A 20,845-nucleotide genomic window follows, 5' to 3' on the forward strand; every position below is an offset into this window, starting at 1 on the left:
CACCCACACCACGAAGGCGGTGCGGACCCATTACCGGGAGCACGATCGGGTTCTGATCGTCACCGACGAGCAGGCCGCCCCCTACGGCCCCGGCGAGCCGGCCGAACCGGTCCCGGCCGACATCCCGGTTTACATCTGGAACCTGGCGGGGTACCGGCCCGCCCACGGCCCCACCGGCCCCCACCGGCACACCTTCGGCGGCCTCACGGACGCCGCGTTCCGGATGGTCGGCCTCATCGAGGCCGGCCGCGAGGCCGCTTGGCCGTGGACCGCTGAGCCGACCTGATCCGAAAGACACGACCGAGCTCAGCGCATGAGCATGCGGGGATCGGCGGCGACCGCGTCGGGCGGCCGGTGGTCGCGGTAGTCCGAGACCTTCACGTAGCCGCCGGGCATCGTGTCCAGCCGCACGAGCGCTGCGGATGGTGTCTACGGCTGTGCTGTCGAGGGTGGCGGTGGGTGAGGTAGGCGGTGAGCAGGAGGAGGGAGGAGCGGTCACCTACATGGCGGCATCCGGTGAAGCGGCCGAGGCGCCCTGAGGCGTTGACTTTGTATCTGGGACTGCACAGCGCACGGTGGAGGCTGCTGGGGGTGTTGGGGCTAGAACCCGGGACCCGGGTCGCCGCCGCGCTGTCGGCATTCGGTTGCAGCATCGAGCCATGCACCTGCCGGTTCGATGGCCTGCTCGCGCTCGATGCCGGAGTCCACCTTGCCGTCAGCGGGGCGGGCATCGTGGGCTATGTCGCGGGCCCGCGAGCGGAGAAGACCCCGGCGTCCCACCAGACGCGAAAGCGCCCGTAGACGGTCGCCCACGGTCCGAACTCGGAGGGCATCTCGCGCCACTGGGCGCTGGACCGAAACCGCCAGATCACCCCCTCGAACTGCTCCCGCAGCCGTGCGGGGTACGGACCGTACTCGCCTATCGGCAGGTACGGCTCGATGAACTCCCACTGCTCATCGGTGAGTTGTCTACGCGTCACAACCAGCGTCCTACCAGTTCCCGGCCCCGCACGGGACCAGAACCCGAGATTGATCACGACCTCACACGGGCCCTAGCGGGCGGCGTGACGGCGGGGGACCAAGTCGCGATGCCGGCGCAGTATCGTGTCCGGCTGCACCAGCAACCACGTCCGGCGCAGTGCCTGTGTCGGCAGGTGCTGCAGCAGTGCCGCCAGGAAGGCCCGGTCGCTCGCTGTGAACCGCACCCGTTGCCCAGTCAGGTGCCGTTCCAGAACAGTGATCTAATGGCGTGGAGCCAGGGTCTCCGCGTCCTTCTCGCGGTCGCCCATCGGCAGCAGTCGCAGCATCGCGAACGAGTTCATCGCGCTCAGGTACGCCAGTCGCAGCAGCACAGCCGATCATCATGTTCCGGTGATCGTCAGTTCTGCCAGAGCGCCGACCTGGGCGACCGTACACCGGCTGCCGCCAGGACGGATGAGGTTATCGGCAAGGGCAAGGTGTTGGACGCAGCATCTGCCATCGCAGCCGCCGCTCTGACGAGTCAACGGTGCGCGGTCTGGTCGGCGGTTCCCGCCGGAGTTTCGAGGACGCCCAGCCGACCTCCACGCGCGGAGGGTACCCGTTCGGGCAAAAGGAAGGCCGTGCGGTCACCGTGACGGTCCCGGCAGAACCCGCTCCAGGGCTTCCCAGCTGGTGTCGCGGGCTTTTTCTGCCGCTTCGGCTTTTCCGCCGCCACGCAGGCCGAACAGGCGTTTGGTGATGAGGAGATAGGCACTGATCGCCACGTTGATGGCCAGAGTGAGAATCTTGGCCGGCGTGATGCGCCCTTCTGCCAGCTCATAGATCTCTGGAACGAGCAGTACGGTCGTGGCCACGAACGTCAGGTACTCCGCCCAGCGCTTGGCCAGCCACAGTCCGATCGCCTCGATGCCTTCGAGTACCGCGTAGGCGCCGAGGACGAGCCCGACTGCCCACAAGGTCGATGAACGGGCGGCGAAAGCCTTGTCGAGTTCGCCCAGCAGTCCTCGCCCGGATCTTCCGGTGGGCCCGCCGATGCCGTTTTGCAGCACGTCCATCGTCCGGTAGAAGGCCCCGCTGAGCCGTTGGCGTTCGTGTGCGAAGGCCAGTACGGCGATTGAGAGCACGCCGAGTACCAGAAAGTGGACCACACGGTCGAGTGCGATCAGTCGCAACACGTAACGGTCACGCAGGGGCCTGCCACGCAACGGAATCTCCACCTCCGCGCGCTCGGGTGGAAACTCCCGGTCCGGGTGATCTGCCGGCCGTACCGGTAGCCAGGCATCACAGCGCAGACACCGGTGCCAGCGAAGTCCGTCCCCGAAGTCTTTGACCAGGAGTCCGTCCTCGGGACGCACCTGGGCCACGTTCGTGCCTTCCAGGCGGTGGCCGCGCCGCGCGCAACCAAGAAGTTCGTACCAGAACAACTGGTGTCGCTTGGAGCCGATGCCCGAGGGCGGATCCATACCGATGTCTGCGGTCATGGTCCGTATCGTCTTGCCGCCAGGGGCGTCTGCGCAGCCCACGCGGCCGTGACACACCCTGCCTTTTGTCGGCAGCACGGCCAACCGCTCAGCCCCGAGTGGGCGCGCACATCACTCCATGCAGGGCGGGTAAACGGGCTGTGCGCGCGTCAATCACGGATCTGGCGGACGGGCCCATGAGTATGTCGGGCAAGGCCGCTAACACGGGCGACAAGATCAAGGGAAAGGCGAAAGGGAGGGTCGGCAAGGCAGTCGGCAACGAGCGTCTCGAAACGGAGGGCGGGGCCTGACCAGATCGACGGGGACGTCAAACTGGCCGGAGAAGAGACCAAGGACGCCGTCCGGGGCATCCTCGACGAGGATTGGGTTCCCCGAGCGGCATCCGGACGAAGGCGGGCGGCAGGTAGCCGGACATCCGACCGCCGCTCTGCGGACGCTGGCCCTCAACGCACCGCATCCGGCGGTGGATGCCGGGATGCGACGGGAGCGCGGTCGGCGTCGGCCGCTGCTGGAGGAGGGCATGGACAGTGGGTAGCGAGTGGATCCGCGCCATGCACGAGACCGGCAGCCGGATGGGTCAATGGTGGGCTGCGCTGCGCCGGACACCTGTGGCAATCTGGAACGACGACGTAACGGACTGGGCCGCCGCTTTGACCTACTATGCGGTCCTGGCCCTGTTCCCCGTGCTGCTGGTGCTTCTCTCGGTGCTGGGACTCACCATGCCCACGGCGAAACCGGAAGTGATCGACCGGCTCACCCGCGCGGTGCCCGCCGCCTCCCGAGGCTTGCTGCGCAGCGCCCTGCAGCAGATGGCCAGCCAGTCCTCGGCAGCCTGGCTGCTGGTCTTCTTCGGCGCGGCGGGGGCCCTGTGGTCGGGTTCCAGCTATCTGAGTGTCTTTCGCCGGGCCCTGCACGCCATGTACCACGTCAGCTCGCACCGGCCGGTGTGGCGGACGGCCCCACGCATCATCGTCGCAGCCATCGTGCTGATCGCCCTACTCCTGACCACGACGCTTGCTCTGCTGCTGAGCGGCAGCCTGGTACGACGTCTGGGCCGAGCACTGGAGATGGGCAGCCTTCCCCAGGCTGCATGGGACACCTTGCGCTGGCCTGTTCTGGCAGTGGTGGCCATCGCCCTGGTCCTGGTGCTCTACCGCTCGGGTCCCGCACCGTCGCGTCCGCTGCGAAAGATGGCGCCGGGTGGCTGCCTGGCGATCGTGCTCCTGCTGTCGACCTCCCTCGGTTTCACCGTCTATGCCTCTCATGTGAGCACCTACCACCGCCTGTACGGCTCCCTGGCCGGGGTCGTGGTCTTCCTTATCTGGCTGTGGCTGTCCAACCTGGCACTCCTGGCAGGTGCCCAGTTCAACGTCGAGCTCGCGCGGCAGGCCGTCAACGCTCATGCGCGCGGACCTCGACAACCCTGATGGCCGGTGCCGCCCGGCGTGAGGCGCGCGTGAGCCTGGTGCGGGGCGAGTGGGAGCGAAGATCGGTGTGACGCGGACCGATCGGCCCTACGGCTCAGCTCATCGAGGCCTGGCCCCGTTGTCCTTGGTGCGTCCAGGCGATGACGTCGAATACGCGCAGGATCCCGATGTCTTCCCCGGCACCGGCCTTCTGACGGAGACGGACCAACTGATCGAAGAGTGCGCCGTTGCCGGCCCGCAGGGCTACTGCCAGCGCTGCCCAGAGGCGGACCATGGTCATAGAAGTACCGCCGTACGGCTCATGCCTGGCTCCGGAGGCGAAACCGCCCTTGGGCGGCGCGTCGTTGATCCTGTGGGGTTCGGAAAGTCATCGCCGCAGGTCAAGTAGCGTACCGGTACTCGTTGATGGCACCATCGAGGATGCGGGTGCGCAGGAGTCTGTGGCCGTCGAGGTCGTGGACGGTGGCGGGCTGCCGGGAAGCGTGAGGGGTCGCTGGTCTCGGGCCCAGTGAGGGCGGTGCGTGTTGTAGTGCCGTTCGAAGTCGGCCAGGATTTGCCGGGCGTGGGCCTCGTTCATGAGCAGGACGTGGTCGAGCGCCTCGCGGCTGACAGTGCCGATCACCTGCTCGCAGTGCGCGTTCATCCGAGGGGCCTGTGGCGCGCTGAGCAGCACCTCCATGTCCTCGGCTTCGAAGACGGCGTCGAAGGACTGGTCGTACTTGGCGTCGCGGTCGCGCAGCGCGAAACGCAGTGGACCGCCCTGGGGATCTTGTAGGGGGCGAGCTGGGCCGCGACCGCAAATACACCCGCGCATGCGACGCCGTCCTCGAAGCCGAGGGCATCGAGATCGCCACCACCGGCATCCGCGAACCAACGAGCACGGGCCGCACCGCGCCGTGCACAGCGCGGCGCCTCTGCGATCAGTCCCCGAACCGATCACGGACCGGGACCGGCTCGACCCCTCGTCGTCCATCGACGCGACCGTCCCGGTGGCATCCTCCACGAGTACGCACACGCTGCCTGACCTGCCTGGAAGTAATAATCGGCATCCACAGGCGACGGCGCATCGGGGCTCATTCCCTGTCCCTGAGGTGTGACCGCAAGATGATGTGTCAACAAATCGTCTACACTGGTATGTATGACCGAGACGACGCGCTGGCTCACCGAAACGGAGCAACACGCCTGGCGCAGCTTCATCCGCCTGCAGGAAAAACTTGTCGGCCGGCTGGCCCGGGAGGTGCAGGCCGAGTCAGGCCTGTCCGCCGCCGACTACGGCGTCCTTGTGCACCTCACCGAGGTGCCCGAGGGCCGGCTGCCTGTCCTGGAGTTGGCCAAGGCGGTGGAGTGGGAGAAGAGCCGGATGTCTCACCACATCAACCGGATGGCCAAGCGCGGCCTGGTCGTCCGGGAGGACTGCCCCACCGACGGACGCGTGGCGTTCGTCGCCGTCACTCCCACCGGCCGTGAAGCCATCGCCGCCGCGGCCCCCTGCCATGTGGAAGCAGTCCGCCGCTTGTTCATCAACCCGCTCAGCCCGGCAGAACTCGCCATGCTCGCCCAGATCTGCAACCTGCTCCTCGAAGAACTGGACAAAGACTGCGCGTGAGCGAGCGGCACAGGACACGGCGACCCGGTTCGAGCGGGACGTTTCGTACCGCACGCCGCCCTGGGCCGTTTGCGCATCGCCGGGCCCCGCTCTGACCATGCGAGCGACTCGGCGACGCTGAAGCCCGGCAGGCAGCCAACGAGGGCCGTCCTCGCGAGGCCGCGAAGGAAGCCGACGACGAGGCGGTTACGACAAGGGCCCGAGTCGACGACCCGGGCCCCGTGTGTTGCCGTTCTCAGACGGTGCGGTTGCCGTCGATCTTCGTCGTCGCGCCGGTCAGCCCATCTGGATCTTCGAGGCGTTCTCGGCCAGCCAGGTGTCGAAGTCCCTGAGTTCCGGGTTGATCTCCCGTAGCCGGTTCAGGTCACGGGCGCCCGTGAACTCATGGTCGAAGTCACCGTAGTACTGGAACATGTTGGCGATTTCCTCGGCGGCCGGGATGTCGAGGGAGCGGAAGACGTGGTAGGGCACCGATTGGAAGCGCACCGGCTCGCCGAGCGCGGTCCCCAGCTTCTCCGCGTACTGAGCACCGGTCAGATGGTCGCCGGCCAGGTTGACGGTGCTGCCGATGAACGGCTTGCCGCCCTTCAGGATGGCGTGAGCCGTCCGGCCGATGTCCGCCACGTCCACCCCGGAGAGAAGCTTTCCGTCCTCCAGCGGCAGGGTGAGCGTCAGCACGCCGTCCTCGCCGCGCTTGGGGGCCAAGGCCTGCAGGAAGCCCTGGAAGAAGAACGTGGTGTTCAGGAAGGTGGTCGGCACTCCGGCCTGCCTGAAGAGCTCGTTGCCCTCACCCTTGGCGTCGAAGTGCGGCACGTTGTACTTGTCCTGCAGGACGGGCATCCGGTCGTCGTCCAGCGGCAGCAGCTCGCGGGTGTCTTCGAGCGTCGACCACACCGCGTGCTGCAGACCCGTGGCCTTGGCGGCCCGAACGAGGACCTCGATCTCCGCCGTCTCCTTGGCCGCCGAGCCGTGCGCCCAGAAGTTGGTGACGAGGAATGCGCCGTAGGCACCCTCGAACGCCTTGTGCACGGTCGGCTCGTCGTGGAAGTCCGCCCGCACGACCTCCGCCCCGAGTACGGCGAGTTCCTTTGCGGCGGGCGAGTCGGGAGTCCGCGTGAGCGCGCGCACCGTGAAGCCGGAGGCCGGATCGGCGAGGATCGCCCGGGCGGCGCCGCCGCCCTGTGCACCCGTCGCTCCGGTGACCGCGATGACCTTCTTGTCGTTCATGTCAGGTACCCCTGCCTGAGGAGGCGATTACTTGATGCATCAACTAGACCACGAGGTGGTTGATGTATCAACTTCTATGGCGTCTATTGAGCCATGATCATTTCTGCCCTCACTCGTGCGTCTCGCCCCGCCGAGCAGGTCCGGGCCGGGGTGCCGCCGGGCGGCACCGGCCGACTACAAGGCACCGCCGCCTCTTCCGCCGGGTCCGCCGAACGCGCGGCCGAGCTTCTCGACCGCCCCGTCGCCATCAACGGCCTGACGATCCCCGACCGGATCGCGATGGCGTCCAGGGCCGGCCACTTCTCCCTGGACGCTCTTTCGGGCGAGGGCGTGGCTCGTACTATGCGCGCCGCGCCGCGGCAGGCGGCGGCCTGATCGTCACCGAGGGCACCTACCCCGGCCACGAGTCGGCCGGTGACAGCGACTGCGTTCCGCGCTTCCGCGCGGAGGAGCAGTTGGCGCGCACAAGACCGCGCTCGGCCTCGTGCGGGAACACGACTTCATCGCGCACGAGGACCTAAGGATCCGCAGCATGAGCAGGGCCCTGGCCCCGAAGCCGGCCCCTGGGCGGCCTGGCGGCTTCCTGCCTAACGGGGCCGCCGCGAAGGCCGGTCCGAATCGTTCGATCGCCGATACCGGATGGGGGGTGTTTCTCCAGATCCTCACCGCCCAGGCAGAATGCGCCGGACGGGAAGTGATGGCCGTGGACCCCCGCAACACCTCCCGGCGGTGCCCCGCATGCGGGCACACGGGCAAGAAGAACCGGCCCACACAGGAGAAGGCCGAGGTCGTCTCTGTGGGCCGCGAGCCGGTCTCGGCGAAATGGTTGCTCAGCCCCCCGTGTCGACCGGCTCCGCCCGTGTCCGGCCGGCGCCGGGTGAACAGGGCCGGGCCTTCCGCCTCGACACCGACCGCCTCGCCTACCGGGGCCCGGACGCTGTATGCAGTCTCGGCCGGTGGGCGGGAAGCCCTCCTCAGGTGTCGCGCGAAACCTTCAGTCGGGTCCGAAGCGCCGTCGCGATCGCTTCGGCCGCGGCAAGCTGGTCCGTCGTGAGGGGAGTCACGAACAGTTCACGTACGGCACGCAGATGGGGCAGGGACGCGTTCCGGAACGCGTCCGCGCCCTGGGGCGTGAGCACCACCTCGGCGCCTCGGCTGTCGGTGTCGCACTCCTCTCTCCGGATCAGCCCTCGCCGCTCCATGCGCCCCATCTGGTGCGAGAGACGACTGCGCTCCCAGCCGATGCGGGCCGCCAGTTCGGAGGGGCGCAGTCGCCGCCCTTCGGCCTCGCGCAGCGCGAGGAGCACGGCGTAGTCGCCCGGCGACAAGGAGGACTCGGTGTGCAGGCGTGACGAGAGCTCGGAATGGAGCGCTTCCGTCGTCTCGATGAAGTTCCGCCAGATCCGCAATTCCTCAGCGGTGGGAAATGCCTTCCGTCGCTCTGCCATGGGACCGCCGCCCTCTCTGGTTGACACATCAACTATATGAAGTAATGATTGACGTGTCAACGAAACCGCAGTCGTGCCGCAGGGGCCGGGGAGCGCAGCAGGAGGAGTCCATGACGGCCCAAGGCTTCGAACTGGGGCTCAACTCGTTCGGGGAGGTCGCCACCGATGCCGACGGCACACTGAGCGACGCCGAGACCGTTCGCCTGATTGTCGAGGAGGCCAGGCTCGCCGAAGCCGTGGGCCTCGACGTGTTCAGCGTCGGTGAGCACTACCGCCGGGGGTACAACGACAGCGCCACCCCCGTCCTGCTCGCCGCGATCGCCACCGCGACCAAACGCATCCGGCTCGGCACCGCGGTGACCGTGTTGAGCACCAACGATCCGGTGCGGCTGTACCACGAGTTCTCCACCCTGGACGCCGTCTCCAACGGGCGCGCCCAGCTCGTGCTCGGGCGGGCATCGGCCACTGACTCGTTCCCGCTGTTCGGCTACGACCTCGCCGACTACGAGGAGCTGTTCGAGGAGAAGCTCGACCTTTTCATGCGTCTCCAGCGCGAGGAGACGCTGACCTGGTCGGGGAAGTTCAGGCCGCCGCTCGTCGAGCAACAGCTGCATCCCCGGATGCCGCCCGGCGGCATCCCCACCTGGATCGGTGTGGGCGGCAGTCCGAACTCCGTGATCCGCGCGGCCCGCTACGACCTGCCGCTCATGCTGGCCATCATCGGCGGGCGCCCCCAGCGCTTCGCCGGCCACGTCGAGCTCTACCACCGCTCACTCGAACAGCTCGGGCGCCCCAGGCGACCGGTCGCCCAGCACTCACTGGGGATCGTCGCGGACACCGACGAGGAGGCGGTCGAAACCTGGTGGAAGTACTGGCAGCCGGTCGTGGCCCAACTCGCGAAGGAGCGCGGGTTCTACCAGCCGACCCGTGAGCGCTACATGCGAGAAGTCGAGACGGGCGCGCTCTTCGTCGGCTCACCCGAGACCGTCGCCCGCAAGATCGCCGCGATGGCCCGCGACCTGCGCCTGAGCCGTTTTGACCTCAAGTACGACGTCATGAACCTGCCCCGCGAAGCCCGAGCCCGCACCATCGAGCTGCTGGGCCGCGAAGTCGTCCCGCGGGTGAAGCAACTGCTCACGAAGGAGCCCACCCATGTCTGATCTCGCCTTCGGTCTGGACACGTTCGGCGATGTGCCGACGGACGACTCCGGCAACCCGGTGTCCGACGCGCGGGCCGTCCGGCAGGTCGTCGACGAGGCCGTTCTCGCGGAGGAGACCGGCGTCGACGTCCTCGCCCTCGGCGAACACCACCGTCCGGAGTTCGCGATCTCGACTCCGGAGACCGTCCTCGCCGGCGTCGCCACGCGTACCCACCGCATCCGTCTGTCGTCCGGCGTGACCGTGCTGAGCTCCGACGATCCGGTCCGCGTCTTCCAGCGCTTCTCCACCGTGGACGCGCTCTCGAACGGCCGGGCCGAGGTCATCCTCGGGCGCGGCTCCTTCACCGAGTCGTTCCCCCTCTTCGGCTACGACCTGAGCGACTACGACGTGCTGTTCGAAGAGAAGATCGAGCTCTTCGCCAAGCTGCTCAAGGAGAAGCCCGTCACCTGGAGCGGCACCAAGCGGGCGCCGCTCGACAATGCCGACGTCTTCCCCAAGACCGAGTCCGGGCACCTGACCACCTGGGTCGGAGTCGGCGGCTCACCCCAGTCGGTCATCCGCACCGCGCACTACGGGTTCCCGCTCATGATCGCCATCATCGGCGGCGGCCCAGAACGGTTCGCGCCCTACATCGACCTCTACCAGCGCGCCACCGACAAGTTCGGCACGACCGCGCATCCGGTCGGGATGCACTCGCCGGGCTTCATCGCCGACACGGACGACGAGGCCCGGGAGCTGCACTGGCCGCACTACCGGGTCATCCGTGACCGCATCGGCGCGCTGCGGGGCTGGCCCCCGATCCGCAAGCAGGAGTACGACGCCGAGATCGAGCACGGCTCCCTGTACATCGGCTCTCCCGAGACGGTCGCCCGCAAGACGGCCCGCGCCATCAAGGCACTCGGCGTAGGCCGGTTCGACCTCATCTACACGAGCGGGGCACAACCGATCAGCGCCCGCCTGCGCGCCGTCGAGCTGTACGGCACCAAGGTGATCCCGATGGTCCGCGACATCCTCGCAGGCTGACGCCATGAACGGAGAAGACATGCACACCACCGCCGTACGCACCGTCGGCATCCTGGGCGCGGGGAAAGTCGGGACCGTACTGGCACGACTCGCCCTGGCAGCCGGCTATCGCGTACTCATCGCCGGATCCGGCGACCCCGCCAAGATAGCCCTCACCATCGAAGTCCTCACGCCCGGCGCTGTCCCGGTCACCGCCGCGCACGCAACGGCGGGGGCAGACGTGGTCATCCTGGCGCTCCCGCTCGGCAAATACCGCAGCATTCCCGCCGAAGCGCTGAGGGGCAAGCTCGTCATCGACGCGATGAACTACTGGTGGGAGGTCGACGGCATCCGCCAGGACCTCACCGACCCGCTCACCTCCTCGAGCGAGATTGTGCAGGCGTATCTGCCCGGAGCACGTGTGATCAAGGCGTTCAACCATATGGGATACCACGACCTCGAGGACGGGGCCCAGCGTGCGGGGACGCCGGGACGCAAGGCGATCGCTATCGCCGGTGACGATCCGGACGGCCTCGCCACCGTCGCGCGCCTCGTCAACAGTGTCGGCTTCGACCCGGTCATGGCAGGCCCCCTCGCCGAAGGGGTACGGCTCGAACCGGGCACCCCGCCTTTCGGCGCCAATGTCGGCGCCGGGGAACTGCGCGCGATGCTCAACCGCTTCCCGGAGTCGGACCATGGACGGACCGTGATCAGTGCGCGGACCGCTGCCGGGGCGTCGACCGAACACGCTGCCTGACCCTCGCCCCGGGAGGGCCGCCTCTTCGCCGTCGATCCGTTCATCTGTGTGGTGGTGGTGTCCGGATTGGTGATACCAGTCGCGCGCCGGATACCGACGGGACGCTCCGGATTGCGCTGGCCGTCGCTAGATGATCAATTCCAAGGGATGCCTGCGGAGGGTGTGGGGTGGGCGGCGGCCGAAGCCACCGCGAGACGGTCAGGCGGCGGGCTGCCGGCCCTGGTTGTCGAGGTGGCAGCGGGCGGTCAGGCGTCAGGGTCGACTTCGGGGTGCGTGAACCGCACGGGCTTGCCCAGCGACCGGGCGTAGGCGATTTCGGCTCGGGTGCTGTCTCCGATGTAGTCGCCGACTACGAGTACCTCATCAGCGAGGCGGATCTTCGCCCGGTGCAGATCGTCGAGTCGAACCTTCAGCGCCTCGGCCTCGACAGGATCGGACCAAAGTTCGTGCGGCGACTTCATATCACAGCCCGGTTTGACGACAATCTTTCCGGCTTTGGTCTCCCGCAGATCGGCCTCGTTCATCTCGGTCATGAAGCGGGTGGAGCCGCAGATCACGACGATACGCGGGAGGCTCAACAGCTTCTTCGCGTCGGCGAGCTTCTCCTCGGGGGTGAGCAGTTGCGGGTATGGCACTGGTTCCTCCTGGTGGTGCGGTCCAAGGGGTGCCTGCGGAGACGAGAACGAGGGTGTCCAAGATCGTTTTGTGACGAACGATGTGGACACCCTCGCGACAGCACTCTATGCGACGACCGACGACATGCTGAAGGAGCATCCCGACCTGGCGCCGTGGCGCCCGCCGGTCGGCATTACGCTCCGCCTGAGCGATGCCGAACTGGTCACCCTCGCCACGATGCAAGCCATACTCGGCTACACCTCTGAGGCCAATCGGCTCCGCCATGCCCGTGCCCACCTGCGCCACCTCTTCCCCTACCTGCCCCAGTAGCCCGGCTACAACAAGCGGCTGCGCAAGGCCGCCGGTCTGATGCGAAGCGTCAACCGAATCCTGGCCACCATCACCTCGGTGTGGAGCGACGACGTATGGGTCGTGGACTCCACCCCGGTGGAATGCGGCCGCTCCCGCGAGACCGTCAAACGCTCCGACCTGGCAGGTTGGGCCGAATACGGCTACTGCGCCAGCCACAGCCGCTTCTTCTGGGGCCTGCGCCTGCACCTGGTCTGCACCCTTCAGGGCCTGCCCATCGCCTTCGCCCTGACCGGGGCCAAGGCCGACGAACGCGAGACCCTCCTTGACCTCCTGGCAGCCGAATGCGAGCTTCTGCGAGAGCGCCCCCGACAGACTCTCATCGGCGACAAGAACTACTTCGGCCGTGGTTTCGAACGCGAACTGTCCGAGCATGGAGTCCAGTTGCTGCGGCCTGCCCGTAAAAGGTGAACGGGAGCGGCCTGGCGCAGCCCTGTTCAAGCCACTGCGACAGGTCATCGAATCGATCAACGAGACCTTCAAGGGACAGCTTGACCTCGAACGGCACCGAGGGCGCACACCCGGAGGTGTCATAGCCCGCGTCATGCAACGCGTCCTCGCGCTGACCGCCGCGATCTGGCACAACGACGCCACCGGACAAACCGTCCTACGCTCACTGATCGCCTACTACCACTGACCCCTTGGAATAGATCATCTAGATGAAGACTCGGGGACCGCCGGTGTGCTCAGCGTTGAGGCGGGCAGGGGTGCCGCAGGCCCGTGCTGATGACGAGCACGGCGGGTACGGCGAACACAGCCGTCGCCAGCCATGTCGCGACGGTGCAGCGCATCGAGTCATGGCTGGTGTCCTTCCTGCCAGAAGCCGCCGTCGAACTGCTGATGCACCGCGGGAGGTCCGCACCCCCGTCGGCAGTAGCCCCATCGCGACCGGTGGCAAGCGGCCTTGTCCTGTAGGCACGACCGGATCGTTCAGTAGCCGGAGGCCTGGTGAATCCGGGCAGGATGCCGGCCTCTTCGAGGGCGGCGGCGATGCCCAGTAGCGTGATTTCCGACCACTGGGGGCCGATGATCTGAACACCGATCGGCAATCCGTCCTCGTCCTGGCCGGAGGGCACGGCCAGTCCCGACAGCCCGGCGAGGTTGGCGAACTCAGCAGACGGTCGGCTTCGGCGGCGGCCCGGCGTGCGCGGTCGAAGTCCGCGGACACGACCGCGTTCAGCGTCGGGTTGAGTTTCTCGATCCGCGCGATGAAGGCGTCGAGGGCATCGGCGGCGGTGAGTTCTCTCTGCCGTATCCGGTGCGCCAGCACCCTCGTCGGCAGGTAGCAGAGATCGTCCATCGGATCCTCCAACCAGGCCAAAGACTGACAGCCAGGGGCGGCCTGCTCTCTGGTGAAGCGTCCGCCGACAACTGGTTCCGATGGGCGCGCTGCCGACGGCCCCCCGCCTCGGCGCTCCTGGCAGGCATCCTTACCTCATTGTTCGCTCCGCGGCGACTGTCGTCCGACGGAGCCATCACAACTCCCGGCCGACGCGGGCCCCTTCACCGGTAGGACCGGCAAAGGGGCGGCGGCCTCCAAGGAGCATCAAACCCGCCGACGTTGAGCGTCAAGCCGGGGCAGGCTCGTGGGCTGGTTCGGGCTGTTGTCTCAGCAGGAAGGTGAGTCCTTCGGCCGTGGTGGGGTGGGCGTATATCGCGCTGCGCAGCGCCGTGTAGGGGATGCTGCCGATCACGGCCGTCTGGACGGCGGCCATGAGTTCGGCGGCTTCTGCCCCGAACGCGGCGAATCCGAGGATCTGGTCGCTGTCCTCGGCGATCAGCATCTTCATGAATCCGCGCGGCTCGGACAGCGTCCTGGTCCGCAGGACCGCCGCCATCGGCAGGGTGAGCAGGCGGTATCCGATACCACGGCGTCGGGCCTCGGTTTCGTTTAGGCCGACCCTGGCGAGTTCGGGATCGGTGTACAGGCAGTACGGCACCAGGCGGCCGGTCGTGGTGCTGCTGCCTCCGTGTAGCTGGTCGAGCACCACCCGGAAGTCGTCGAAGGCGACGTGGGTGAACTGCGGGCTGCCTGCGCACTCGCCCATGGCCCACACATCCGGCGCCGTGGTGGCCAGGTGCTCGTCCACCACGATGTAGCCCGTGTCGGTCAGCTTCACCTTGGCCCGCTCCAGCCCCATCCCGCCGGTGTAAGGCGTGCGGCCGACACTCACCAGCAGGTCCGAGCCCTCGATCACGCACTCACCGTCCGGGCCGTCGGCGACGACACGTACAGCGCGGCCGGATTCTCCCTCGACCCTGCGGATACGTGTCCGGAGGTGGACGGTGATCCCTTCGTCGCGGAAGAGTTCGTGGATCGCCGCAGAGACGTCGGCGTCCTCGCGGCCGGCCAGCTGTGACGCATACTCGATGACGGTCACCCGCGCGCCGAACCGGCGCATGGCCTGGGCGAGTTCCAGCCCGACGTAGCCGCCGCCGATGACGATCAGATGCTCCGGCAGGCGGTCCAGGTCGAGCAGTTCGACGTGGGTCATCGGTCGGGCGGAGGCGAGACCGGGCACGTCGGGCAGCGTCGCGTACGTGCCCAGGTCCAGGAAGACCCGCTCGCCGCGCATACGGCGCCTGCCACCGTCAGTCAGCTCGACGTCGATGGTTCTCTCGCCGTCGAACCGGGCCTCGCCCATGACCAGTTCGGCTCCGCTGGCCCGGTAGCGGTCCAGATGCATCCGGCGCAGGCCTTCGACCATGGCCCGTTTCCTGGCCTGTACGCCTTTCATGCTGGTCGTGGCGGACTCCAGCTCGACCCCGAATTCGGCGGCGTGTCTGGTGAAGGAGCGGACCTTTGCCGAGTGAATGACGTTCTTGCTCGGCAGACACGCGATGTTCGGGCACGATCCGCCGATCAGCTTCCGCTCGACCACTGCCGAACGGTGTCTCTCACTCGCCATGGTCCACGCGAGGTACTTCCCTGCCTCGCCGCTGCCGATGACGAGGATGTCGTAGTCCTCGGTGTTCTGAGTCGTAGACACGCGGCCTCCTGTTGGGTAAGTGGCTACCGCGTCTGTTATCTGCGGCCCGGTCGCGACTATCCCAGGCCAAGGCCTTGGGCGACGCGGGCGCCGAGGTTGGGGTCGACTTTCGTCCAGTAGTCGTTGACCGCGCGTTCCTGGACGAAGCGCTCGACCTCCTGACTCAGGTGCCAGACGATGTTTTCGACCAGATGGTCCTGGTCCGTCGGCGTCATCACGTCGCGGTAGAGCGTGCCGGGCTGGATGAAGTCGTTGTCGTCCTTGTGCGCCACGTAGGCCGCGCGTGTGATCTCACCGGCTTCCACGAACCAGCCGGGGTCGCGGTAGCGCTGCGGCTCGCCTATGGGTCCGCTGTAGCTGTTGGGTGCGTAGACCGGCTGGTCTCCGATGTGGTGGTAGCACATCGGGCCGTCCTTGTTGTAGTTGTGCACCTCGCTGACGGGCCGGTTGACGGGAAGCTGCGCGTAGTTGGGGCCGGTGCGATAGCGGCTTGAGTCGGCGTAGGCGAACATACGGCCCAGCACCATGCGGTCGGGGCTCGGCCCGATGCCGGGGACGAAGTTCGCCACGTCGAACCCGGCCTGGACGACCTGGGCGAAGAAATTCTCGGGGTTGCGGTCGAGGACGAAGCGCCCGACGGTGATGGGCGGGTAGTCGTCGTGCGGCCAGACCTTGGTGATGTCGAACGGATTGAAGTGGTAGTCGGGCGCGTCCTCGTAGGGCATGATTTGCATTTCGAGGCGCCAAGAAGGGAAATCCCTGCGGGCGATCGCGTTCCGAAGGTCGCGTCGATGGCAGTCGAGGTCCTCGGCGCGCATGGCTCTGGCCTCAGCGTCGGTCATGTTCTGGATTCCCTGCTCGGTCTTGAAGTGGTATTTGACCCAGAATTTCTCGCCCGCGGCATTCTCCCACATGTAGGTGTCGCTGCTGTAGCCGTTCATGTTGCGCCAGGTACGCGGTGTGCCGCGGTCGCTCATCAGGATGGTCACCTGGTGCGCCGACTCGGGTGAGAGCGTCCAGAAGTCCCACTGCATGTTGTTGCTGCGCAGGCCGCTGTCGGGCATGCGTTCCTGCGAGTGGATGAAGTCGGGGAATTTCATGGGGTCACGTACGAAGAAGACCGGCGTGTTGTTGCCGACGAGGTCGTAGTTGCCCTCTTCGGTGTAGAACTTGAGGGCGAAGCCGCGTACGTCGCGATCCGAGTCCGGGTAGCCTTCTTCGCCGGCCACCGAGGAGAATCGCGCGAGCATCGGCGTTCGCTTGCCGACCTCGCTGAGGAAGGCGGCCTTGGTCCACTGGGTGACGTCGGCAGTCACTTCGAAATATCCGAAAGCACCACCGCCCTTGACGTGATACACCCGATCGGGAACCCGCTCGCGGACGAAATGGGCCAGTTTCTCGATCAGGTAGGTGTCCTGCAGCAGGTTGGGGCCGCTGGTTCCGACCGTGAGCGAATGCTCGTCGCTGGCGACGGGACAACCGGAATCGGTGGTCGTGACGGGTGGCTGATCGGTCATTTCATCCTCCGCCGACAGTTGCGTCCTCTGGCGTTTCCACGGGACAGGCGCAACGTGCCGTGATGTCCGGCGGCTACTCGGGCCAGGTGTTGTTCTGGATGACTTCGACGAAGTCGATACGCTTGAAGCCGGGCATGAAGTGAGCTAGCACATCGGCGTTCACGGTGCCGAAGGTCGTCTCGGGCCGGTCCTTGAAACCGTTGGTGAAGGCCTCCAGAATCTGCCGCTTGAAGTCGGGGCGCGGGTGCGCATCGGTGACGGCTTCGAGTTCCGCCGGGTCCAGGTCGTCTCGTCCGATCCCGAGTACATCGGTCTCCACACCCGCGGTGACCAGCGCGACCTCGGGCTCCATGAACTCCGGGACACCGGGAGTTGTGTGCAGGGCGATGGCCGTCCATACTCGGCGGACCTCGTCGGGGCCCACCTCGTGTTCGCGTAGGAACCGGCGGGCCTCGTTCGCTCCGTCGATCTCGAATCGCTGATCAGTGGTCCGGAACCGCTCGGTCAGCCCCAGGTCGTGGAACATCGCTCCGACGTAGAGCAGTTCAGGGTCGGGTTTCAGACCGCGTCGTTGCCCTTGCAGCATTCCGAATAGGTAAACCCTGCGCGAGTGGTCGAACAACAACGGCGGCTCGGCCGCGCGAACCAGTTCCGTCGCCTCCCGCGCGAGCCGAGAATCGGGTATTTCCACGCCCGCGATGATCTCGCTCATACTGATCCACTCCTGTACACGGCCCGTGTACGCCCGTGCATCCACGGTCATTCGGATGTTCCGGTTCAGACAGGCAGCGAGTACGGCGCAGAGCTCCTCGTCAATCAGGTCGTAGCGACCAGTCTTCCACCATTGCCAGTTCCTGTCCTGTCGTAGCGGCAACCCGATGTCCACGGCCGTTCCAAGATCGAGGTTAACGACATCGGCTACATGGATTTCGACTTCTGAAAAGAGGGACTCGTGACCACTGAATTCACCGGCTTGAGTCGAAGCGCGATAGTCGTCACAAAGGCAGGCATTTTTTCACCATGATCGCCGAGCGCGAAGTGCATGCTCGCCGACGGGCGCCTTCAGGGTGGTAAAAGCCCCGGAGTGGGTCCCGGGAACTGTTACGCCCGGTGGGTCCGTGACGGCTTCGGGCCTCCGCTGAACGGCAACTCTGCTCCTCGGGCGCTCATTTGCCCCAGGCTTCGGCGTCGTTCTGGGAGACCCCGGACGGCGCACCCCCGTCTCCATGGCGGGCGTGAACCCGCTGGGGGTTCTTGAGGCTGGCGGGGCGCGGACGGGCCCGGGTTGGGTTTGTCGAACGCCCAGGGCCAGGCGAAGGGCGGCCGCTGAAGCGGTGACGGGTTTCGGCGAAGGGGAGGGGAGGCAACCTTGTGTGCGGTGCGGGGTGCCCTTCTCGTCGCTGAGCAGGCGTGATGCCGGAACTCTTGGTGCGGGGCGGGTCGTTCGGGGGCGCGCAAGGCCGTCTATCTGCGCGGTCGGCTCCTGGAACGATCCGCCTGGTACGACGCTGGTACTGCACGGCTGTGACCAGCGGTTGAAGGCGGGCGGCAGCCAGTCGGCGTACGGGATGGCGGAATAGGAGGGCCCGGCGGGGGCGGGCTGTCCCAGGTGGGGTGGGGGAGCAGGTAGTCGATGCGTGGGGGATCGTGTGCGGTCAGCGCGTCGTGTACGGGGAGAGCTGCCCATTCGCGGGTCGCATGGCCTGAGACAGGGAAGATCATCAGCAGGAACGTGCGTTTCCGCAGGTGCGGCTGGTGGTGCTGGCCGAGTGCGGCACGCATGCGGTGTTCGCCGCGGCCACTGGGCCGTGCACGGTGGCTGAGACGGTGCTCGCCGACACCCTGCTGCCGCACCTTCAGCCGGGGATGCTGCTGCTCGCCGACCGAAACTTTCCCGGCTATGACCGGTGGAAGGCCGCCGCCGCGACGGGCGCGGATCTGTTGTGGCGGGTCAAATCGGATGTCGTGCTGGTGGTGCGCGAGCAGTACGCGGACGGCTCGTACCTGTCGGAGATCTACGCGGCCCGGGACAAGCGCCGCGTGCACGGGCGGTTGGTGCGGGTGGTGGAGTACACCGTCGCCGGGCACGAGGAGGCCGGCCCGATCCGGTTGATCACCACGATCCTGGATCCGGAGCAGGCGCCGGCGGCCGAATTGGCGGCCCTGTATCACGAGCGGTGGGAGGTGGAAGGGGTGCTGGACGAGATCAAGGTCCACCAGCGCGGCCCGGACGTGGTCCTGCGCTCCAGATACCCGGACGGCGTCGAGCAGGAGGTCTACGGCTTCCTCCTCGTCCATCACGCCGTGCGCCAGGTCATGCACCAGGCCGCAGACCGGGCCGGGACCGACCCCGACCGGCTGTCGTTCACCCGCTCCCTGCGCGTCGTGCGCCGCCAGGTCCCCGCCCAGGCGGCTTTTTCCCCCTGAGCGGCTGGCCGCTGCCTGGGACCGCACCCTCGCCGAGATCGCCCGACGACTCTTACCGGTCCGCAGACTTCGCGCGTTCCCCCGCGTCGTCAAGCGCAAGATGTCCAACTGGGGCCTCAAACGCGAGCACCACCGCACCTGGCCCCAGCCCGCCGCCCCGCCGGCCGATGCCGTCACCATCGTTCCCGCGTCCAAAACCGCCCCGACCAAGCGAAAACCCAAGGCCACGGCTTAAAACAGCGGCATTGGACCTAGCCCCGCTGTTCGACCTCCCCGGGATCGTCGCGCACAGCGGGCCCTACCCCGTCGCCTTCCCCATGGTCCAGGCGCACGGGGTGACCGTGCAGGCCGTCGTGGAGGGACGTGCCACGACACCTGATCTCATCGACCACCCGCAGCTGACCTGGGGCAGCTGGGTACGTCCCGGAGGAGCGGTGGTCGAACGCGCCTCCGCCCTCGCGCTCGGACTGCACACCGGAGACCACCTCACCGTCGCCGGGCGGACCTTCACGGTCACCGGCATCGCCCTCACCGCCGCCACCGGGCCCTACCCGGACGCAGAGTGGCCCAGGGAGGCGGCCCCTCCCAGAGCGCCGGTTTGCTCTGGCTCACCCAGGCCGACCTGCGCGGCCTCGCCTCACCCCAGCTGCCCCTGTCCTACACCGCGCACCTGAAGCTGACCAAGCCACAAAGCGCCCAAGCGTTCGCGAACTCCCCTGCCGTGCAAACCGTCCAGGCGAACGTCCGCACCTGGCAAGACTTCGCCCAGGACAACGCCGACGGCCTGCGAACCGTGCACGACGCCGTCACGGTCGGCAGCTGGCTCCTGGTCAGCCTCGCCCTGGCCGGGGCGAGCGCCCTGGTCGCAGGCCGCATAGCCGAACAGGCCCGCCGGGTCGGGCTGTTCAAAACGGTCGGCGCCACCCCCGGCCTGGTAGCCGCGGCACTGTTGACCGAGTACCTGGCCCTGGCCCTGGCCGCGGGCGCGATCGGCCTGGCCCTGAGATGCCTGCTCGCGCCCGCGCTCAGCGACCCCGGCGGCGGGCTGCTCGACATGGCATTCGCCGCCCCCTCGGCAGCCACCGTCGTGGCCGTCGCCGTCACCGCGATCTCCGCCGGCGCGGCGATCGGTCCCGCCTGGCGGGCCGCCCGCACCACCACCGCCCGCGGGCTCGCCGATCCAGCCCGCGCACCCGGTCAGTACTCCGCGCTCGCCCGTGACGCCGCTTGGCTGCCCATCCCGCTCATGCTCGGAGTGCGCCTCGCCGCCCGCCGCCCGCGCCGCGCACTCCTCACCGCGGCCGGTACCCTCACCGTCACCACCGGGCTCGCCGCAGCACTGACCTTCCAGGCCCAGCCGCCGTTCCGGCTCGACCTGGGCGCATCCACCCTGCCCGACCCGAACGATGTGCTGACCAACCACATCGTCCAGGGCGTCATCGTCGCCGTCATCGTGCTGGCCGTGGTCAACGCCGCCGCCACCGCCTGGAACGCCGCCCCACCGCCGGACTGATCGCGGCCCAGTTGCTGCCCGCTCTGCCCGCGGCCGCGATCGGCGTTCCGGCCGGCATGGGCCTGTACGCGCTCCTGCAGGTCGGCCTCAACACTGTGCTCCTGCCCTCCTCCGCGCAGACCGTCGGCATGGTCACCGCGACGCTGCTCGGTCTCGCAGCGCTGACCATGGCCCGGCCCGCCTCGGAGCCCGCCAACCCGTCCACAAGGCACTGCACAGCGAGCAGAACTGAGGCTCACCAGTTGGATTAGCGAAGCGTAGTGAACCTGTGGCAGAGTGCTACGCGCACGCCCGGCGCCCAGGCGACGTCGGGCACCCTCCTCG

General features: G+C 67.6%; 21 protein-coding genes and 4 pseudogenes. 14 read left to right on the forward strand and 11 right to left on the reverse strand.

The window, feature by feature from the left end:
• A pseudogene (locus AB0M27_RS40160) lies at nt 1-286 on the forward strand (TROVE domain-containing protein); the annotation flags it as partial.
• A 469-nt stretch (nt 287-755) separates the two neighbouring features.
• On the opposite strand, the pseudogene AB0M27_RS40165 reads toward AB0M27_RS40160, so the two are convergent.
• A pseudogene (locus tag AB0M27_RS40165) lies at nt 756-980 on the reverse strand (transposase); the annotation flags it as partial.
• Nucleotides 981-1,607: 627 nt separating this feature from the next.
• On the reverse strand, nt 1,608-2,462 hold the full coding sequence (locus AB0M27_RS40170; RefSeq protein WP_365729837.1) for a DUF2127 domain-containing protein: 855 nt from the start codon (nt 2,460-2,462) through the stop codon (nt 1,608-1,610).
• A 551-nt stretch (nt 2,463-3,013) separates the two neighbouring features.
• Between AB0M27_RS40170 and AB0M27_RS40175 the strand changes: the two genes are divergently transcribed.
• Nucleotides 3,014-3,889 carry a YihY/virulence factor BrkB family protein gene (locus AB0M27_RS40175; RefSeq protein ID WP_365729839.1) on the forward strand — a complete coding sequence of 292 codons (876 nt, stop codon included), beginning with the start codon at nt 3,014-3,016 and terminating at the stop codon, nt 3,887-3,889.
• A gap of 94 nt (nt 3,890-3,983) precedes the next feature.
• Here the strand turns inward: AB0M27_RS40175 and AB0M27_RS40180 are convergent, their stop codons facing one another.
• Complete coding sequence (locus AB0M27_RS40180) at nt 3,984-4,169, reverse strand: DUF6308 family protein (protein ID WP_365729840.1); 186 nt, start codon at nt 4,167-4,169, stop codon at nt 3,984-3,986.
• 87 nt (nt 4,170-4,256) lie between these two features.
• Nucleotides 4,257-4,532 (reverse strand): integrase core domain-containing protein, encoded by a 276-nt coding sequence (locus AB0M27_RS40185; RefSeq protein ID WP_365729868.1) that lies wholly within the window; start codon nt 4,530-4,532, stop codon nt 4,257-4,259.
• On the opposite strand from AB0M27_RS40185, the gene AB0M27_RS40190 reads away from it, so the two are divergent.
• Together AB0M27_RS40190 and AB0M27_RS40195 are read left to right on the forward strand one after the other, a co-directional pair.
• Complete coding sequence (locus tag AB0M27_RS40190) at nt 4,419-4,664, forward strand: hypothetical protein (RefSeq protein WP_365729876.1); 246 nt, start codon at nt 4,419-4,421, stop codon at nt 4,662-4,664. The genes AB0M27_RS40185 and AB0M27_RS40190 overlap by 114 nt on opposite strands.
• A 363-nt stretch (nt 4,665-5,027) precedes the next feature.
• Nucleotides 5,028-5,495 carry a MarR family transcriptional regulator gene (locus tag AB0M27_RS40195; RefSeq protein WP_365729844.1) on the forward strand — a complete coding sequence of 156 codons (468 nt, stop codon included), beginning with the start codon at nt 5,028-5,030 and terminating at the stop codon, nt 5,493-5,495.
• Nucleotides 5,496-5,771: 276 nt separating this feature from the next.
• On the opposite strand, the gene AB0M27_RS40200 is transcribed toward AB0M27_RS40195, so the two are convergent.
• Nucleotides 5,772-6,722: an NmrA/HSCARG family protein gene (locus AB0M27_RS40200; RefSeq protein WP_365729846.1), complete on the reverse strand. Its 951-nt coding sequence runs from the start codon at nt 6,720-6,722 to the stop codon at nt 5,772-5,774.
• Nucleotides 6,723-6,968: 246 nt separating this feature from the next.
• Between AB0M27_RS40200 and AB0M27_RS40205 the strand changes: the two are divergent.
• Together AB0M27_RS40205 and AB0M27_RS40210 are read left to right on the forward strand one after the other, a co-directional pair.
• A pseudogene (locus AB0M27_RS40205) lies at nt 6,969-7,183 on the forward strand (12-oxophytodienoate reductase); the annotation flags it as partial.
• 236 nt (nt 7,184-7,419) lie between these two features.
• A complete protein-coding gene (locus AB0M27_RS40210; protein ID WP_365729870.1) occupies nt 7,420-7,776 on the forward strand; it encodes a hypothetical protein in 357 nt (118 codons plus the stop codon).
• Here the strand turns inward: AB0M27_RS40210 and AB0M27_RS40215 are convergent.
• Nucleotides 7,697-8,170 carry a MarR family transcriptional regulator gene (locus AB0M27_RS40215; RefSeq protein WP_365729848.1) on the reverse strand — a complete coding sequence of 158 codons (474 nt, stop codon included), beginning with the start codon at nt 8,168-8,170 and terminating at the stop codon, nt 7,697-7,699. The genes AB0M27_RS40210 and AB0M27_RS40215 overlap by 80 nt on opposite strands.
• 110 nt (nt 8,171-8,280) lie before the next feature.
• Here AB0M27_RS40215 and AB0M27_RS40220 point away from each other — a divergent pair, with 110 nt between their 5' ends.
• The 3 genes from AB0M27_RS40220 to AB0M27_RS40230 are packed head-to-tail and all read left to right on the forward strand — an operon-like array spanning nt 8,281 to nt 11,090.
• Complete coding sequence (locus AB0M27_RS40220; RefSeq protein WP_365729850.1) at nt 8,281-9,330, forward strand: LLM class flavin-dependent oxidoreductase; 1,050 nt, start codon at nt 8,281-8,283, stop codon at nt 9,328-9,330.
• Entirely contained in the window at nt 9,323-10,354 is a 1,032-nt protein-coding gene (locus AB0M27_RS40225; RefSeq protein ID WP_365729851.1) for an LLM class flavin-dependent oxidoreductase, read from the forward strand. The genes AB0M27_RS40220 and AB0M27_RS40225 overlap by 8 nt, the downstream gene beginning before the upstream one ends.
• A 19-nt stretch (nt 10,355-10,373) precedes the next feature.
• Nucleotides 10,374-11,090 (forward strand): NADPH-dependent F420 reductase, encoded by a 717-nt coding sequence (locus tag AB0M27_RS40230; protein WP_365729853.1) that lies wholly within the window; start codon nt 10,374-10,376, stop codon nt 11,088-11,090.
• 245 nt (nt 11,091-11,335) lie between these two features.
• Here the strand turns inward: AB0M27_RS40230 and AB0M27_RS40235 are convergent, their stop codons facing one another.
• On the reverse strand, nt 11,336-11,725 hold the full coding sequence (locus AB0M27_RS40235; protein WP_365729855.1) for a hypothetical protein: 390 nt from the start codon (nt 11,723-11,725) through the stop codon (nt 11,336-11,338).
• A 70-nt stretch (nt 11,726-11,795) separates the two neighbouring features.
• On the opposite strand from AB0M27_RS40235, the pseudogene AB0M27_RS40240 reads away from it, so the two are divergent.
• Nucleotides 11,796-12,711, forward strand: a pseudogene (locus tag AB0M27_RS40240) (IS982 family transposase).
• A 49-nt stretch (nt 12,712-12,760) separates the two neighbouring features.
• On the opposite strand, the gene AB0M27_RS40245 reads toward AB0M27_RS40240, so the two are convergent.
• The 4 genes from AB0M27_RS40245 to AB0M27_RS40260 all read right to left on the reverse strand — a co-directional run bounded on the left by AB0M27_RS40245 (nt 12,761) and on the right by AB0M27_RS40260 (nt 17,293).
• A complete protein-coding gene (locus tag AB0M27_RS40245) occupies nt 12,761-13,498 on the reverse strand; it encodes an amidase family protein (RefSeq protein ID WP_365729872.1) in 738 nt (245 codons plus the stop codon).
• A gap of 144 nt (nt 13,499-13,642) precedes the next feature.
• Nucleotides 13,643-15,064 (reverse strand): FAD-dependent oxidoreductase, encoded by a 1,422-nt coding sequence (locus AB0M27_RS40250; RefSeq protein WP_365729857.1) that lies wholly within the window; start codon nt 15,062-15,064, stop codon nt 13,643-13,645.
• Between the two features lie 56 nt (nt 15,065-15,120).
• Nucleotides 15,121-16,581 (reverse strand): catalase, encoded by a 1,461-nt coding sequence (locus tag AB0M27_RS40255; RefSeq protein WP_365729859.1) that lies wholly within the window; start codon nt 16,579-16,581, stop codon nt 15,121-15,123.
• Between the two features lie 73 nt (nt 16,582-16,654).
• Nucleotides 16,655-17,293 carry an HD domain-containing protein gene (locus AB0M27_RS40260; RefSeq protein WP_365729874.1) on the reverse strand — a complete coding sequence of 213 codons (639 nt, stop codon included), beginning with the start codon at nt 17,291-17,293 and terminating at the stop codon, nt 16,655-16,657.
• 1,043 nt (nt 17,294-18,336) lie between these two features.
• Between AB0M27_RS40260 and AB0M27_RS40265 the strand changes: the two genes are divergently transcribed.
• From AB0M27_RS40265 to AB0M27_RS40280, 4 genes are all read left to right on the forward strand, one after another.
• The gene (locus tag AB0M27_RS40265) at nt 18,337-19,008 is read left to right on the forward strand and encodes an IS4 family transposase (protein WP_365729861.1); all 672 of its coding nucleotides are present in this window, start codon (nt 18,337-18,339) and stop codon (nt 19,006-19,008) included.
• A gap of 245 nt (nt 19,009-19,253) precedes the next feature.
• Nucleotides 19,254-19,682 carry a hypothetical protein gene (locus AB0M27_RS40270; RefSeq protein WP_365729862.1) on the forward strand — a complete coding sequence of 143 codons (429 nt, stop codon included), beginning with the start codon at nt 19,254-19,256 and terminating at the stop codon, nt 19,680-19,682.
• On the forward strand, nt 19,607-20,521 hold the full coding sequence (locus AB0M27_RS40275; RefSeq protein ID WP_365729864.1) for an FtsX-like permease family protein: 915 nt from the start codon (nt 19,607-19,609) through the stop codon (nt 20,519-20,521). The genes AB0M27_RS40270 and AB0M27_RS40275 overlap by 76 nt, the downstream gene beginning before the upstream one ends.
• An 11-nt stretch (nt 20,522-20,532) precedes the next feature.
• Nucleotides 20,533-20,772, forward strand: coding sequence for a hypothetical protein (locus AB0M27_RS40280; RefSeq protein ID WP_365729866.1), 240 nt, complete (start codon nt 20,533-20,535; stop codon nt 20,770-20,772).
• Nucleotides 20,773-20,845 lie beyond the last annotated feature (73 nt).

Origin of the sequence: Streptomyces sp. NPDC052107 (assembly GCF_040680215.1) — a bacterium.
GTDB lineage: Bacteria > Actinomycetota > Actinomycetes > Streptomycetales > Streptomycetaceae > Streptomyces.